At 65.6% G+C, this 16,761-nt stretch carries 11 protein-coding genes; 3 read left to right on the top strand and 8 right to left on the bottom strand.

Going from position 1 to position 16,761, the window contains the following annotated elements; all coding sequences use genetic code 11:
• Positions 1–247: 247 nt before the first annotated feature.
• Complete coding sequence (locus ACESL8_RS03920) at positions 248–2,005, top strand: PAS domain-containing protein (RefSeq protein ID WP_372916176.1); 1,758 nt, start codon at positions 248–250, stop codon at positions 2,003–2,005.
• Positions 1,935–3,539 carry an ATP-binding protein gene (locus ACESL8_RS03925; protein ID WP_372916178.1) on the top strand — a complete coding sequence of 535 codons (1,605 nt, stop codon included), beginning with the start codon at positions 1,935–1,937 and terminating at the stop codon, positions 3,537–3,539. The genes ACESL8_RS03920 and ACESL8_RS03925 overlap by 71 nt, the downstream gene beginning before the upstream one ends.
• 32 nt (positions 3,540–3,571) lie before the next feature.
• On the opposite strand, the gene alr is transcribed toward ACESL8_RS03925, so the two are convergent.
• From alr to ACESL8_RS03955, 6 genes are all read right to left on the bottom strand, one after another.
• A complete protein-coding gene (gene alr / locus ACESL8_RS03930; RefSeq protein ID WP_372916180.1) occupies positions 3,572–4,843 on the bottom strand; it encodes an alanine racemase in 1,272 nt (423 codons plus the stop codon).
• The gene (locus ACESL8_RS03935) at positions 4,843–6,375 is read right to left on the bottom strand and encodes an amidohydrolase family protein (protein ID WP_372916182.1); all 1,533 of its coding nucleotides are present in this window, start codon (positions 6,373–6,375) and stop codon (positions 4,843–4,845) included. The genes alr and ACESL8_RS03935 overlap by 1 nt, the downstream gene beginning before the upstream one ends.
• Before the next feature lie 55 nt (positions 6,376–6,430).
• Positions 6,431–8,215, bottom strand: coding sequence for a hypothetical protein (locus ACESL8_RS03940; protein ID WP_372916184.1), 1,785 nt, complete (start codon positions 8,213–8,215; stop codon positions 6,431–6,433).
• A gap of 74 nt (positions 8,216–8,289) precedes the next feature.
• Entirely contained in the window at positions 8,290–9,687 is a 1,398-nt protein-coding gene (locus ACESL8_RS03945) for a phospholipase D family protein (protein ID WP_372916186.1), read from the bottom strand.
• Positions 9,684–10,385: an endonuclease/exonuclease/phosphatase family protein gene (locus tag ACESL8_RS03950; RefSeq protein ID WP_372916196.1), complete on the bottom strand. Its 702-nt coding sequence runs from the start codon at positions 10,383–10,385 to the stop codon at positions 9,684–9,686. Before ACESL8_RS03950 ends, ACESL8_RS03945 begins: the two co-directional genes overlap by 4 nt.
• A 98-nt stretch (positions 10,386–10,483) precedes the next feature.
• Positions 10,484–11,053 (bottom strand): CHRD domain-containing protein, encoded by a 570-nt coding sequence (locus ACESL8_RS03955; RefSeq protein WP_372916188.1) that lies wholly within the window; start codon positions 11,051–11,053, stop codon positions 10,484–10,486.
• A gap of 188 nt (positions 11,054–11,241) precedes the next feature.
• On the opposite strand from ACESL8_RS03955, the gene ACESL8_RS03960 reads away from it, so the two are divergent.
• The gene (locus ACESL8_RS03960; RefSeq protein WP_372916190.1) at positions 11,242–14,673 is read left to right on the top strand and encodes an indolepyruvate ferredoxin oxidoreductase family protein; all 3,432 of its coding nucleotides are present in this window, start codon (positions 11,242–11,244) and stop codon (positions 14,671–14,673) included.
• 281 nt (positions 14,674–14,954) lie between these two features.
• Here ACESL8_RS03960 and ACESL8_RS03965 read toward each other — a convergent pair whose 3' ends face one another.
• Both ACESL8_RS03965 and ACESL8_RS03970 read right to left on the bottom strand, forming a co-directional pair.
• Positions 14,955–16,265: an SPOR domain-containing protein gene (locus tag ACESL8_RS03965; RefSeq protein WP_372916192.1), complete on the bottom strand. Its 1,311-nt coding sequence runs from the start codon at positions 16,263–16,265 to the stop codon at positions 14,955–14,957.
• A partial coding sequence (locus tag ACESL8_RS03970; RefSeq protein WP_372916194.1) for an amidohydrolase family protein occupies positions 16,262–16,761 on the bottom strand: 500 nt, incomplete at its 5' end. The genes ACESL8_RS03965 and ACESL8_RS03970, both read right to left, overlap by 4 nt.

The raw sequence follows: 16,761 nt of genomic DNA on the forward strand, positions 1-16,761 counted from the left end.
CAGCCTTACCGCGTCAAAATCATCCCGAAGCGCGATCCCAGTCCCCATGACGATGTCCTACCTGAGCACATCGCCATAGATTCACACTTTTAGACCCTTGGGAATCCCCCCGCGAGTCGCGATCAACGCGACTTGGTATAAGTCACGCGCAGTCGTGAAAGCCTCTCATTTTCGGCGAAAGGTTGCTTTGGTGTGCAAATAAGTTTCTAATCGTTAAGATCAATGTGTTCGGGTGGGGAGCGTGTGTTTGGCCGTTGCAAACCATGGCAAAGAATTCCTCGCCAGCGGCGGCGAGATGGGCGCGCTCATGCGCGACCACGACTGGTCGACCTCGCCGCTCGATTCGCCGGAGTATTGGCCGCAGAGCCTGCGATCAGCCTTAAGCCTCATCCTCCCCAACAAGCACGTCATGTTCATCGCCTGGGGGCCGGAACTCGCGTTTCTTTACAACGACGCCTACCGCCCCGTGCTCGGACAGAGACATCCGTGGGCGCTGGGTCAGCCGTTCAAGGAAGTCTGGCCAGAAATTTGGGGTGACGTCGAGCCGTTGGTGAACGCCGCACTTGGCGGCGAAGCGACGTGGTCGGAAAATCTGCTTCTTGTGCTGGAGCGCAACGGCTATCCAGAAGACTGCTGGTTCACATTTTCCTATTCGCCCTTGCGCGATGACGACGGTGTGGTGGCCGGCCTGTTCTGCGCCGGAACGGAAACGACCGGCACGGTGCTCACCGAGCGGCGGCTGAAGGCGCAAACCGAAAGCCAGCGGCGGCTGTTCGAGAAAGCCCCGGGTTTCATCGCCGTCATGACCGGCCCCGACCACGTCTTGGAGTTCGTCAACGACGCCTATGTCCAGCTTGCGGGCCGGCGCGCCGTACTCGGCCTGACCGTGCGCGAAGTCTTTCCGGAGCTTGAAATCCAAGGCCCTTACGAATTGCTGGACCGCGTTTACGCGACGGGCAAGCGGTTCGTGGGCGAAGGCCGTGCGCTGACGCTGCGCGATGCACCCGACCAGCCAAGCCGCAACGTCGTCCTGAACTTCATCTACGAACCGATCCGGGACGTGGCCGGCAACGTCACCGGCATTTTTGTTGTAGGCCATGACGTCACTGAATCGTATCTGACGCAAAAGGCGCTTCAGGAGAGCGAGGGTCGGTTTCGGGCGCTCGTCAATGCGACCGCCAACATCGTCTTTCGCATGGGTCCCGATGGGCGCGAGATGCGCCATCTGGACGGCGCGGGCTTGGTCGTCGACACCAATGCGCCAACAACGGACTGGACCGAAACCTATATCCCGGCCGACGAGCAGCCGCGCGTTCGCCAAGCGATCGAGCGAGCAGTCGCAGCCAAGAGCGTCCTTGAACTCGAGCACCGGGTGTTGCGCGCCGATGGCACGATTGGCTGGACGTTCTCGCGCGCTATCCCGCTGGTCAACGACGCCGGAGAGATCACCGAGTGGTTCGGAACGGCAAGCGACGTCACGGCGCGCGTCAAGGCGGATCGAAGTTTCACGCGCCTGTTCGAGGCTTCGCCCGCAGCGTTTCTTGTTCTTGCGCCCAACGCCCCGCATTTCACCATCACCGACGTGAACAACGCCTATCTTGCCACCACCGTGCGAACGCGCGCGGAACTGGTCGGACGCGGCGTGTTTGATGCTTTTCCCGACAATCCTGACGATGAAGTCGTTGGCGGCGTGAACCCCGTGCGCACCTCGCTGGAGCGGGTGGTTGCGACGCGCCTGCCCGACCACCTGCAAAACTTGCGATACGACGTCGCGCGGCCGGACGGCACGTACGAAGCGCGGTGGTGGAGCCCGTTCAACACTCCCATTCTGGACGAGAACGGCGACGTGGAAGCGATCATCCAAAGCGCCAGAAGTCACCGAGGAATACCGCGCCCAGGCTGCGCTGCGCGCCAGCGAGGCGCGGCTCAAGGATTTGAACGAGACGCTGGAGCGGCGGGTCGCCGAAGCGCTCGCCGAGCAACGGGTACTCGCAGAGGTCATTGAAGGCAGCGACATCCTGGTTCAGGTCGCTGATTGCAGTTTCAACTGGTTGGCGATCAACCGAGCAGCGGCAGACGAATTTGCCCGTATCTTCGGCGTGCGCCTGCCCGAAGCGGGCGACAACATGCTGGCGATGCTGGAACACCGCCCCCACGACCGCGCGGCCGTCGAGGCGGTCTGGTCGCGTGCGCTCGGCGGGGAAGAATTTGTCGAGATCGACGCATTCGGCGATCCCGCGATCGACCGCCCGCATTACGAGATGCGGTTTCGCGTGTTGCGCGGCGCCGATGGCGGGGTGGTCGGGGCCTATCAGTTCGTGTCAGACGTGTCCGAACGGCTGCGCGAGCAAAGCCGATTGAGGGCGACCGAGGAGGCACTTCGGCAAAGCCAGAAAATGGAGGCGATGGGGTTGCTAACCGGGGGTGTCGCCCACGACTTCAATAATCTTCTCACCCCGATTCTTTACGGCCTCGACACGTTGGGTCGCCGACAGGTCAGCAGCGAGCGCGACCGCCGGCTGATCGACGGCGCGTTGCAATCGGCCGAACGCGCAACGATCCTGGTCCAGAGCCTGCTCGCGTTTTCGCGCCGCCAGCCGCTGCAGCCGGTCGCTGTGGATATTTCCAATCTGGTCGCAGGCATGGCCGGCCTGCTCGAAACGACGCTTGGTCCGACGATCAAATTGCATGCCGATATCGGCCCCGGTCTGCCGCCCGCCAACGCCGATCCCAACCAGCTCGAAATGGCGCTTCTCAACCTGGCGGTGAACGCGCGCGATGCCATGCCCGACGGCGGTACATTTTCCATCACGGCAAAGCGTCAAAGTGCGCGCCAAGGTAACGCGCTGGGTTTGGCTACGGGGCATTATGTGTTGCTGTGCATCGTCGATACAGGGGCAGGCATGGATGATGCGACGCGCGAACGTGCGGTCGAACCATTTTTCTCGACCAAGGGTATCGGCAAGGGAACGGGCCTGGGGTTGTCCATGGTCCACGGCCTTGCAGCGCAGCTTGGCGGCGGACTGACAATCGACAGCGCGCCGGGCAAAGGCACGACAATTGAACTCTGGCTGCCAATAAGCACCGCCGAAATCTGTGCCGGGCAAGCGCCTGCCGCTGTTGCCCCTCCGTGCGCCGATCGCGGGGTCGCGCTGCTGGTCGACGACGAAGTGCTGGTGCGCATGAGCATCGCAGACATGCTGACCGACCTCGGGTTCCACGTCGTGGAAGCCGGTTCGGCAGAGGAGGCGTTGCAGCTCTTGGCGGCCGGGACAGCGCCGAACATTCTCGTCACCGATCATCTGATGCACGGAATGACCGGAACTGATCTTGCCCGAGAGGCACGTGCCATCTTTCCGGCAATGCCGATTCTGATCGTGTCGGGCTATGCAAAGCTGGAGGGGATGGCATTGGACCTGCCGCTGTTGACCAAACCATTCCGGAACGCAGATCTTGCCGCTAGCATAGCGGCTTTGCTGCCGTTCGTCGGCGAGCAGCGGGACGATGCGGGGCAGCAAACAGGCGGCGTTTCGCGCTGACCTTGCTGGCGCCCAACGATGGCCCAGCCGGGTCAGACTGCCCGCGGCATCAACACGCGCGGCAGGCTGTTGCCAAGGACGGCGAGGAGTTCGGGGGCGTAAGCGGCGGCGTTGGATTCAAATTCGGCCTGGGTGATGCGCTGCGCCGCTTGCGCGCCGAACAGCACGACTTCGTCGCCCAGCCGCACACTGCCGGGGGCGTGCGTGACGTCAACCATCAGCGTGTTCATCGTGACGCGTCCAACCACGGGATAGCGCTGGCCGCCGATCAGCACCTGGGTGTTGTTGCGGGTTTCGGCGACGAAAGCGGGCTGGTTGGCGTGGCCGAAGCTGCGGCGTACACCGTCCGAATAGCCGAGCGGCACGTTGGCCAGCCAGGATTCGCGTTCCAGCCGGTAAGTGCGGTCGTAATTCACCGTTTGCCCGGCGGGATAGTGATTGACGGCGGCCACCCGCGATTTGATCGCCATGGTGGGGATGAAACGATCGGTTTTGACCGAGCCGGGATCGCCATAAAGCAGCCCGCCGATGCGCGCCATGTCGAGGCGCGTCGTGAGGTGCTGGAGCGCGGCGAAGCTGTTGGCGGTGTGGCGGACGAGGCTGGCGGTATTGAGCCCCTGCCCTAGGAGCCACGCCATATCGGCTTGGAACTGCTGCAATTGGGCGAGGATGTCGGCAGGGTCTTCGCTGGGATAATGGGTCATCACGCCGCGAATGTGCAGGCCGGGCAAGGCCAGCAGCGCGCGGGCATCGGCCTTGCCGTAATGGGAAGAAAGCTCGATGCCGTTGCGCGACATGCCGCCGGCGTTGAGCGCGAGGTGGACGGGCAGAGCGCGTGAACTGCCGTGCCGCTGCCACAGCGCCGCGAGGCCGGCGGCGGCTTCGGGGTTGCCGATCAATTCCTCGATGCGCCAACGCAGGCCGTCGGCCATCTCGTCCTGGGTGGCGGCGCGGATGCGTTGCAGGCGGCCGCGATAGCCCAATTGGCGGGCGACGCGGGCTTCGTCGTTGGAGGTGATGGCGACATCGCTGACGCGCTTGGCGATGATCGACGGGATGAGCAGCGCGATGCCATTGCCGTATGCGTCGGCCTTCATCACCGCGCACAGGCTGGCGGGGCCGAGGACGGCGCGCGCCGTGTCGATATTGGTTTCGAAGGCAGCGGCATCCACCTCGATCCAGCCGTTGCGGCGTGCGGCCTTGGCGGGGGTAAGGCCGAAATTGTCGGCGGCCAACACCGGCGCGGCGGCGGCGCGGGTGGCCGCCAGTGCCGCCGCTCCGGCCAGAAACGCGCGGCGGTACATCAAGCCTGCCCGCGCCTGAGGAACTGGCCGGGATAGACGCCAGTGGGTTTACCGCGGCGATAAACGATCTCGCCGCCAACGATGACGGTGGCCATGCCGACCGCCAGCGCACCTGGCTGCGCCACGGTGGCCTTGTCGGCAAAGCGCTCCGGATCGAACAGCACCAGATCGGCCTTGTAGCCGGGGCGGATCAGCCCGCGCTGTTTCAGGCCAAGCTGGGCGGCGGATTGCCCGCTCATCTTGTGGACGGCCTGCGCCAGGGTGAGGCGGTGTTGTTCGCGCACATAAACACGCACCATGCGGCCGAAGGCGCCGTAACCGCGCGGATGCAGCCCGCCGATGCCGCCATCGGAACACAGCATGCTGTGCGGCCAGGCAATGAAATCGGCAATGTCGGCCGGGGCCATGGCGGTGCCGATCACCGATTCAACGCGCGAGGCCTCCGGGTGGGCAGCTTTCCACGCCTGCGCGTTGTTGATCAGCCACAGGTAGGTGACCGCCGGCTCTTCCCCGCGCAGCACGGCAATATCGGCGATGGTCTTGCCGACCAGTGACGGATCGGGCGCGTAAAAGCCCAGCAGCATGCCCGCCGGCGTGGTGAGGTGGGTGAGCGCAAAGCGGCTGGCGGCGAGATCAGTGAAATCTCGGCTGGGGAACAGCACGGTCAGCGTCGATTGCCAATATTCATATGGGTAAACATCGGCCGTCACCTTGATACCGCGCATCCGGGCGGCATCAAGCTTGGCGAGCACGGCCTTGGCCTCGCCCCAGCGATCGACGATGCCCAGCTTGATGTGCGAGATTTGTACCGGGACGCCGGTTTTTGCGCCGATATCGAGCAGTTCATCCAGCGCATCGTCGAAGGCGACATCCTCGCTGCGCATGTGGCTCATGTAATTGCCGCCGCCAGCCCCGGCAGTGCGGGCCAGCGCCAACACTTCAGCGCGGTTGGAATAGATGCCGGGATCATATTCAAGGCCGGTGGACAGCCCCAATGATCCGGCCGTGAGATCTGCGGCCAGCAGTGCCTGCATCGCCTGCACTTCGGCGGGGGTGGCAGTGCGTTTGTAGTCGGCGCCCAGTACCCGGTCGCGCAGGAAACCGTGGCCGGTGTAGGAGGCGACGTTGACGGCGGCGGGGCGCGCTGTGAATTTGGCGGCGACGTCGGCAAAGGGCGCGTCGCTGGCGCCGTCCTGGCCGACGACAATGGTGGTGACGCCTTGCGCCAGCAGCGGCTCCATGGCGCGCGTTTCATAGTCGGTGCGGTCATGGTGGCTGTGGCTGTCGATGAAACCCGGTGCCAGTACCAACCCGCCGGCGCGGATGACGGTTTCGCCTTTGCGTGCCCGCAGCGCGCCGATGGCGGTGATGCGATCCTGGTCGATGCGCACCGAAACCTGCCGGGCGGGGGCGCCCGATCCGTCGTGGACGGTAGCGCCTGTTATCAAGGTGGAGGCCGCCGCCGTGACCGGCAACAAAATGGTGCCGGCGGCCAGCGCGGCCCGCAAACGCCTTGTAAGTGTGCCGTGCATGATGCCCCCCGATTTGCCGTCCAGTGATGCGCCAAAGCGCGGCAGTGCGAAACCCCTACAAGCGTTCGACCTTGAGCCAGCGCATATCCCCGGCCCAGGCGCGGCGGAAAGCGCGCGTGGCGGCCGCGGCTTCGGGCTTGTGGCCGGCGGCGGCTTCGCTGCGGGCCAGGCCGAACAGCGCCCAGCCATTGCCCGGCGCGCGGACCAGGGCAGCGCGGAAGGCGGCACTGGCCCCGGCCTGATCGCCAGCCAGATGCAGCGCCGCCCCCAGCGACTGGCTGATGGGATAGTGCCAGAATGGCGGTTCGATATAGGGCAGGCTGGCTTCGATGGCGGCGGCGGCGCGGAAATGCGCGGCGGCCCCGGCGTAGTCCCCCTGTGCCATTGCCCAGCGCCCGCGCGCCGCTGCCGCAGCGAGCGCCAGCAGGCTGGCAGCGGGCACGGCCTGCTGCGTGAGCATGGCCATGCCGGGGCTGCGTTCTTGCGCGCGGATCGCGGTGAGTTCGGCGGCAAATCCAGGTTCGTCGCGGCGGGCGGCGTGGGCCACGGCCCGGGCATAATGATACATGGCAGCGGCCAGCGGCAGCCGCGCATCGGGGGCGGGCATCGCCAGCAATTCTTCGGGCGCGGCGAACTGCGCCATCACCTGATAAGGCGCGGCGTCGATGGCCTGAATCCAGCCGATGCGCGCGGAGGTTTCGCCGTCCATCAGGCTGCGCAGCCGCTGCGCCTCGCGCCGGGCGGTGCCGATGTCGCCGGCCATCATCGCCGATGTGACGATGAAATGGACATTGTGCGGGTGATAGCCATAGCGCACCAGGCTGCGGTCGCCGGTGGCGCGGATATAGGCCTCATCGGCGCGGGCGCCAGCGATGTTGGCGCGGATTGAATCGCTGTAACGCCCGCGCAAATGCCAGATGTGCGAGGGCATGTGCAGCAGGTGCCCGGCACCGCCAACCCGCCCCGCCGCCAGCCGATCGGCCGCAGCTTCGGCCCGCGCCGGATCGGAGGCTTCGAGCATGTGGACATAGAGATGCGCGGCCTGCGGGTGGCCGGGGGTGCGCGCCTGCACGATTTCCAGCAGGCGCACCGCCTCCCCGCTGCGGCCGATGGGGGTTTTGCCGTCGGGCTGCCAGTAATTCCACGGGCTGGTGTCCATCACGGCTTCGGCGGTCAGTACGGCAACGTCGTCGTCCGTGGGGTAGCGGGCGGCGACAGCGAGCATGGCATCGGCGTAGGCCGCATCGAGGGCGGCGCGATCGGCCGTGTCATCACGCGAATAGCGCGCCGCCAGTGCGCCGATCAGCGCCTGCGCCACTGGTGACGCGCCGGCCTTCAGCGCCGCAGCGCGTTCCAGCGCTGCCAGCGCCGCGCCGCGATCGCGCCCGTCCATCGGCGCATTGATGTTGGGCCCCAGCGCCATCGCCTCGCCCCACCAGCACAGCGCACACGCGAGATCGAGCGCTTGGGCGCGGCGGAACGAAGCCACCGCCCCAGCATGGTTGAAACCGTAGCTGAGCATCAATCCCTGCGCGAACCAGCGCTGTGCCCGGGCATTGGGGCTGGCAGACGGAACCGCAGCGCGCGCCAGATCTGGATAGAACGGGATGGCGCCGGTGCGGCTGGCAGGCGCGGCGACGGCGGCGGCGGCCAGCAGCGCGCGCACCGGGTTCATCGGGCTGGCACCGGGGCCGCACAACGCTTCGGCAATGCGGGTGGGATCGAGTGCATCGAGCAGCGCCGGGGCGTAACCGGCATCAGGCTGAGCCGTGATCGGCAGCAGCCCGGCGGCCAGCAGAAATCCGGCACGAACAGCGAGTGCAGCATTGCGGATCGCCATTGTCTGTCTCCCCCGCCCCCCGAAACGTGCAGAGTGTGGCAGACATGGCCTGCCGGCTCAATCGCCAGACGTGCTCAGAACAAATGCCCCAGCGGCAGCCGGCCAAGCAGCCACAGCGCCGCGCGTTGCAGGGAGGTGGTGCCGGGTTCGGGCTGGATCAGATGGTCATCTTCGCACCACGCCAGTGCGCCGCCGTGCGCTTCCAGCCGCCAGGCAAAGCGCGGCAGCCCGTCGTCCAGCGCGGTTTCCAGCCGCTTTGCCAGCACTGGCGAATCGATCAGGAAGCCCAGTTCGGTGTTGAGCCGCCACGAACGCGGATCAAAGTTCATCGAACCGACAAACAACCAGCGGCCATCGGTGATGAAGCTTTTGGCGTGGAGTTCCGATGCGCTGGCGCGGAAGAAGCTGGCAGCGGCGCGGCGGCGGCGCAGGCGGCGCGGGATCAGGCCAAACGAGACCCGGTCACCGCTGGTGCCGCGCATTTCCCACAGCCGCACCCCGGCCGCCAACAGCGCCGCGCGCCACGGCGCATAAAAGGCGTGAACCAGCACAACATTGTTGGACAACAGCGAGTTGGTCAGCACATCAACCTGCACGCCGCGCTCGACCAACCCACAAAGCAACGCCTGGCTGGCCGGCGTGGGCACGAAATAGGCCGAAACCAGCAGCAGGCGCTGTTTTGCCCACGCCATTGCCGCCAGCAATTGCGGCAGCATCAAGCGGTCTTCGGCACAGTTACCGCTGATCTTTTCCGGCGGATCACTGAGCATCGTCACGCTGGCCCAGGTAAAATCCTGCGCTTCGTCGACGAGGGCCAGCGTGGCGGGGTTTTCTGCTGCTGCCAGATAGGCGCGGCGCCGGCCGCAGAGGGGGGCAGGGGCAAGCGCGGCCGCAGCGGGCGCCGCCAACCGGGCGAGCGGCACGGCGGCGGGGAAATCCCAGTAAAGCTGAAAATTCGCTGCCACTTCGCCGGCGATAGCGCCGATGGCGAGCACATCAAGATCGGCGGCCATTTCCGCGTGGCCGGCATCGAAATATTCATCGCCGATGTTGCGCCCGCCGATCACCGTGGCGATTTCGTCTACCGTCAGGCTTTTGTTGTGCATGCGGCGGTTGAGGCGCGAAAAATCGAAGATGGCGTTGGGCCAGCGCGGCCAGCGCAGGCGGGCGGGGTTGAACATCCGCACCTCAAGGCCGGGCAGCGCCGCCGCCAGATGTTCCGCCGCCGCGCAGCCGAAATCATCCATCAGCAGCCGCACCTTCACCCCGCGCGCTGCCGCCGCCGCCAGCTCATCAAGCAGCAGCCGGCCCGCCACATCATCGCGCCAGATATAATATTGTACATCGATGCTGCGCCGCGCGCGGCGCACGATGTGCAGACGCACCGCCAGCGCCGCCGGGCCATCATCCAGCAATTGCACGCCGGTTTGGCCGGGGCGTGCGCTGCACAGCGTGGCCAGCGCCGCCGTCATGCGCCCAGCCGCACCCAGATTGGCAAATGATCCGATGCGGTGCGCGCCAGCGGGGTGGCGTGCACCGCTGCTGCCGCCACCGCCAGCGCCGGATGGGCAAAGGCCCGGTCCAGCCGGCCCAGCGGCAATCGCGAAGGGAAACTTGGCCCCAGCGCGACTTCGCGCCAGTGCCGGGCCAGCACGGCCAGCGCCGCCCCGCCGCGGCGCCATTCATTGAAATCACCCATCACCAGTTCCGGCGGATTGCCCGGCGCCTTTGCCGCCGCATCGATGATGGCCTGCATCTGCCGCGCCCGCGCCAGGCCCGAAAGATCAAGATGCGCGCCAACCAGTCGCAGCACATGGTTGCCATAAGCCACATCGGCCAGCACCGCCCCGCGCGGTTCGAGGCACGGCAACGTGATGCGGTGGCTGTGGGTGAGGCGCACATCGCCGCGCAGCAGCACAGCGTTGCCATGCCAGCCCAGCGCGGCGCGGCCTTCGTGATGTTGCTGGCCCAGCGGCGCCGCTTGCCAGCCGCGCGCGGCCAGCAGGTTTTCCGGCAACACCGAAGTGCGCAGACCAAGCCGTGTATCGGCTTCCTGCAGCACCGCCACGTCGGCGCCGATTTCATCCAGCACATCCAGGATGCGCTGCGGGTTGCAGCGGCCATCGGTGCCAACAGCCTTGTGGATATTGTAGCTGGCCACCGTGAGCATCACGGCTGCACGCTAGCACAGCTGCGTCCGTAAAGGGCAATCGGCTGGCCGAGCGATTGCCCGGCCAGCCGATCACGCGTCAATCAGGCAGGAAACAATCAGGCAGCAACCACGCGGCGGCGGCGCAGCGTGACACCAACCAGGCCAAAGCCGGCAATCAGCATCGCCCAGCTCGACGGCTCGGGGATGGCGCTCAGGTTGGCGCGAATTTCACCGCCCGGGAAGTTGGCGGTGTGGAGGTTGAAATAGCCCTGGCCGTTGTTCAGGCCGGCCAGCAGACGGGCCTGAGCGCCGGCTGCGGTGCCGCCGCTGCCGCTCAAGAACGCAGCGCCGTAGGTGGAGCTGAGCGTGAGATCGAACAGGCGGGTGATCGAACCACTGCTGATCGATGGCGGTGCAAAATTGATGGCAACGCCGCTGTTGGCTGTCGGCAAACTGCAGCAGTGAAGGTGGGCCCCGGTGAGGGGTGCGCTCAGGTTGGTGAAGTTGATCTGGACAGTCGCAAAGCGATTGTCGTCACTGACCCGGAAATCACCGATGCCGGTGCCGGCGCTGTTGCGGACCGGGACTTCGTTGGCGCCGGAAAAGCTGCCGCGAAACGTGATGGCAGCCGCCGGCGTGGCGGCGACGAGCAGCAACGCGGCACCCGTCAAGATGGATTTGAACATCAAAAGCTTCCTTGTCTGGAAAGGAGACCAATATCCCCCTCTTAACCATAAACATAAATATTGAAACCATCATGCGACTCCGTTGCCGCAAGCCCCCTGCATATTGTCGCGGCCCGGTGCTCTTGCGCTGGTCCAGAAAGGACAGTATTATTGACCCATCTCGCAGTTGCACAAAAAGAGCATGATCGATGGTCGTTGGCCTGCCGCCTGTCTCCCTGGAAGACAAGTACCGCCTGCTTGAGGGGCGCGTGTTCATGTCGGGCGTGCAAGCCCTTGTCAGGCTGCCGCTGGTGCAAAAGCGCCGCGATGCCGCTGCCGGGCTGAACACCGCCGGCTTCATATCGGGCTATCGCGGTTCGCCGCTGGGCGGTTATGATCAGGAACTGTGGCGCGCCAAGAAATTCCTGAAAGAACAGGATATTCACTTCGTTCCCGGCATCAACGAGGAACTGGGCGCCACCGCAGTGTGGGGCAGCCAGCATGTCGCGCTCAACCCCAAGGCGTTGCACGATGGTGTGTTCGGCATCTGGTACGGCAAGGGCCCCGGGCTTGACCGCGCGATGGATGTGATCAAGCACGCCAATGCGGCCGGCACCTCGCAATACGGCGGCGTGCTGGCTGTGGTGGGCGATGATCACGGCGCCAAATCATCGACGCTGCCGCACCAGAGTGACCATAATTTCCAGGCGGCTTTTGTGCCGTTCCTGGCGCCGGCCAGTGTGCATGAATTTGTCGAATATGGCCTGCTCGGGCTGGCGATGAGCCGCTTTGCCGGCACCTGGGTGGGCTTCAAGGCCACCGCCGACACGGTGGAAACCAGCGCCACCGTCGATCTGGCAAACGAAAACCGCGGCATCATCATTCCGCAGTTCGAATTCCCCGATGGCGGCGTGCACATCCGGCCCAGCGACATCTGGCGCGAGGAAGACACCCGCCTGCAACGCTACAAGGGCTTTGCCGCGATGGCCTTTGCCAAGGCCAACGGCATCGACCGCGTGGTGTGGGATTCGCCGCGCCCGCGCATCGGCATCGTTTCGACGGGCAAAGCCTATGCCGACACCATGGAAGCACTGCACGAACTGGGCATCGATGCGCGCGTGGCGGCCGATATCGGCTTGAAAGTGTACAAGGTCGGCATGCCGTGGCCGCTGGAACCCGATGGCATGCGCGCCTTTGCCGAGGGACTTGAGGAAGTCCTCGTCATCGAGGAAAAGCGCGAGTTCGTCGAACATCAGCTGAAATGGCAATTGTACAACTGGCGCGAATCCGTGCGCCCGCGTGTGGTCGGCAAGCATGACGAGACCGGCGAATGGCTGCTTTCCCCGGACAACGAACTTTCACCCGGCGTCATCGCGCACGTGATTGCAGCGCGGTTGCAGCATTTCCACGATACCGACCGCATTCGCGCCGCGCTGGCCTTTTTCCGCGATCAGGCCGGCAAGGCTGCCGCGCACGTCACGCCGGTCAAGCGCAGCCCGTATTTCTGTTCGGGCTGCCCGCACAACACCTCGACCAAGGCCCCCGAAGGCCAGCGCGCGTTGGCGGGGATCGGCTGCCACATCATGGCGCTGTGGATGGACCGCGCCGAAACCTTCACCCAGATGGGCGGCGAAGGCGTGACCTGGGTTGGCGAAGCGCCGTTCGTTGGCGAAAACCATGTGTTTGCCAACGTCGGTGACGGCACCTATTTCCACAGCGGCCTGCTCGCCATTCGCCAGTCGATCGCGGCGGGCGTCAACATCACTTACAAGATCCTGTTCAACGACGCCGTCGCCATGACCGGCGGGCAGAAACACGACGGCGAGCTGAGTGTTGACCAGATCGCAGCGCAGATGCTGGCCGAACACGCCAAAAAGGTCGTGGTGCTGACCGAGGATGTGGAGCGCTACAAAAACATCACCCTGCCCGGCGGCGTGCGGCTGCTCGATCGCGGTGAACTGGAAAACATCAGCCAGGAATTCGCCGCCACGCCCGGCTGCACGGTTATCATTTTCGATCAGACGTGTGCGGCCGAAAAGCGCCGCCGCCGCAAAAGGGGCCAGCTGGTCGATCCGGCGCGGCGCATCTTCATCAACACCGCCACCTGCGAAGGGTGCAGCGATTGTTCGGTGCAATCCAATTGCGTTTCGGTTGAACCAGTGGAAACCGAATTTGGCCGCAAGCGCCGCATCAACCAATCGAGCTGCAACAAGGATTACAGCTGCATCAAGGGCTTCTGCCCAAGCTTTGTAACCGTGGATGATGCCCAGCTGAAGAAATCCAAGGCGGAATTCAGCACCGATGGCCTGCCCGAACCGCACGTGCCGGCTGCTGGCCATGGCTATAACGTGATGGTGACGGGTATCGGCGGCACCGGCGTGCTCACTGTGTCGGCGCTGCTCGGCACGGCGGCGCATATCGAAGGCCTGGCCAGCACCACCGCCGATATGGCCGGCCTGGCACAAAAAGGCGGCGCGGTTTACGCCCACGTGCGTATCGCGCAGTCCAACAACGATCTGCTGTCGCCGCGGATCATGGCCGGCAGCGCCGATCTGGTGCTGGCCTGCGATGCTGTGGTAGCCGCCGACAAGCCGACGCAAACGCTGATGGTGCCCGGCCGCACCGCGGTGATCGCCAACGCCGATATCGCGCCTACATCCGATTTCGTGCGCAACCGCGATTTCGATTTCCGTTCCGCGCAGGTGGAACGCGCCATCCGCAAGGCATCCAACCCGGGCGCCTGCGATTTCATCGCCGCCGATACCGTGGCAACCGCGCTGCTGGGCGATGCCATTGGCAGCAATATATTGCTGATGGGCTATGCCTGGCAAAAAGGCCTGATCCCGCTTGGGCGTGCCAGCATCGAAGCGGCGATCGAACTCAACGGCGTCGCCATTCCGTTCAACCTGCGTGCCTTTGGCCTGGGCCGCCTGCTGGCCGAGCGGCCCGATCAGGTGCTGGCGCTGGTGGAAGCCACGCGTGGACCGCAACCGGAACCGCCAGCCGCCACGCTGGACGAGATGATCGCCAAGCGCGAAGCCGATCTGATCCTGTATCAAGACGCCGCCTATGCGCAGCGATTCCGCGCCGTGACCGACAAGGCCCGCGCTGCCGGCGGCGATGCCCTGGGCGAAGCGGTGGCCAAAAGCCTGTACAAGCTGATGGCCTACAAGGACGAATATGAAGTGGCGCGCCTCTACAGCGATGGCCGTTTCGAAGCAGCTTATGCGGCGCAATTCGCCGGCGGAAAACCGCGGCTCCTGCTGGCCCCGCCGCTGATCACTCGCACCGATCCCGCCACTGGGCGGCCCAAGAAAATCAGCTTTGGCCCGTGGATTTTCAAAGCGTTCGGCGTGCTCGCCAAAGGCAAGCGCCTGCGCGGCAGCGGGCTCGATGTGTTCGGCTACACCGAAGAACGCCGCACCGAACGCGCCGATATCGCGGCATACGAGGCCGAAGTGAACCGCCTGTTCGCGCAAGTGAACCCCGCCAACATCGGGCTGGCACTGGCCATCGCCAAACTGCCGATGGACGTGCGCGGTTTCGGCCCGGTGAAGCACAAGGCCCGCGGTGAAGTGGCGACCCGCCGGGCGGCGCTGTGGGCGAAATGGCCGGGAATGGCAGCGCAAGCGGCGGCTTGACGGCGAAGTGAAGGGGTAGCCTCCGGCGGGCAGGGCCTGAGGCCCTGCACCCACTTTCGTTTGGGACAGAACCCACGTTGCAACCGTCCCGCTTGTCCGCCGCAAACGCTGGCCTGCGCCAGGATGGCGGACGCTTTTGAGGCGGGGCGCACTGAAACGAACGGGTGCAGGGTCGGCGACCCTACCCGCCGGAGGCCTGTTTTCTTGTGCTGAGCCCGAGGCGTGGGTGACGACCCCGGGTTTCGCCGAGGTAACGCGGTGATGTGGTTGGGCCGGCCCGCTTACTCGATATTGAGCGCGAAGCAGCCGTTCTTGCCGATTTCCAGGGTTTTGCAGCCGTCGCGGGCTTCTTCGCGGGTGGGGAAGGCGCCGACTTGCAGGCGGTAAAGTGTGCCATATTTGGAGACGTGGGGGTTGAGGCCCTTGGTGGCTTTTTTGTTGGCGGCGGCGAGCTTGGTCCAGGCCTGCACGGCGCTTGTCTGGGTGGGGTAGGAACCGAGCTGGATGCGCCAGCCGGTTTCCTTGGCCTCGGCGGCTTTTTGTTCGGCGGCTTTCTTGGCGGCCAGTTTCTTTTCGGCAGCGCGTTTTTCGGCAGCAGCTTCGGCGACAGCTTCGGCGGCGGCGGCTTTCTTTTCCGCAGCCGCTTCGGCGGCGCGGTCGATCACACGCGCCGGGCGCGCGGTGGGCGGGGCCAATGGGGGTGTGCTGGCGGCGGGGGCTGGCGGGCGCGGCGGGTCGCCGGCGGGCGGCGGGTTTTGCGCGTTTTCGGCGGCGCCTTCAGCGGCATTGGCGCCGGCATCGGCGGCTTTCAACGCGGCGGCATTGAGCGCGGCGGTGCTGCTGCCCAGCGGCGCTTCAGGTGCGCTGGCCACCACCACGGGCGGCGTTGGCGTGGTGACGGCCATCATCGGGGGCGGCTGTATTCCGGGCTGGAATTGCGCCGGAACGCCGCTGCCATTGGCCAGTGCGGTGGCGATCTGCCAGCCGTTGGCGCGGTCAAGCGGCTGGATTACCTGCGAAAGTTCGTTCAGCGCCTTGGTGGCTTCAGGCAGCCCTTGGGCGGCGGCGCGCACCAGATAGGCATAGGCCAGCGGCAGCGATTTGCCGGCACCGTCGCCGTTCCAGTGCACGATGCCCAGCACATATTGGGCGCGCATTTCGCCGCGATCGGCGGCGGCCTTGAGCCAGCGCACGGCTTCGGCCTTTTGCGTGGCCTGGAACAGCAATATGCCCAGATTGGCCTGCGCCGGCAGATGGCCTTTGACGGCGGCGCGGCGGTACCAGTCGCTGGCAGTGGCCTTGTCCAGCGCCACGCCGCGGCCGAGTTTATAGGCTTGGCCCATGTTGAAGATGGCATCGGCATCACCGTTTTCGGCAAACGGCTGCCACATGGCGACGGCCTGATCCCACTTGCTGGCGCGCCACAATTCCACGCCCTGGCGCACAGATGGCGGCGGCGGCGTGGCGCGCACCGGGGCGGCAGCCACCGGCCGGCTGGCGCGCACGCGCTTGCCTTTTTTCTTGCGGGGAGCGGCCAGTGCCGGGTCGCCGGCCATCAGGGCCAGCACCAGCAGTGCACCAATTGCCTTCACGCCCGCCAAACCCAGTCCTCCCAACCGGCATCGCCGCCCTTGATTGTCATGCGCACGATGCCGGCGGTGGGCAAACCATCAAAGGGCGTGTTGCCGGATCCGTGAAACTTGCGGCCGTCGATACGCCACGGCGCGGCTTCGTCAAAGACCACAAGGTCTGCTGGTGCGCCAAGTTGCAGCGTTCCGGCGACAAGCCCAAAGCGGCGGGCCGGATTGAGGCTCAGCATGGCCACCAACCGGGGCAGATCGATCACGCCGTCGCGCACCAGGCCAAGGCCCAGCGCCAACAGGGTTTGCGCGCCCGCCATGCCGGCGCGGGCATCGGCGAAAGGCTGGCGCTTGTCTTCCTGGCTTTGCGGATCGTGACCGGACGACAATATGGTGATGACGCCGGAGCGCACGCCCTCGATGGCGGCCAGCCGATCGCGTTCGTCACGCAGCGGCGGCGACAGGCGGGCAAAACTGCGAAAACCCGACACCGCCATGTCGTTGAGCA

The organism is Sandarakinorhabdus sp. (assembly GCF_041689835.1).
Lineage (GTDB): Bacteria > Pseudomonadota > Alphaproteobacteria > Sphingomonadales > Sphingomonadaceae > Sandarakinorhabdus.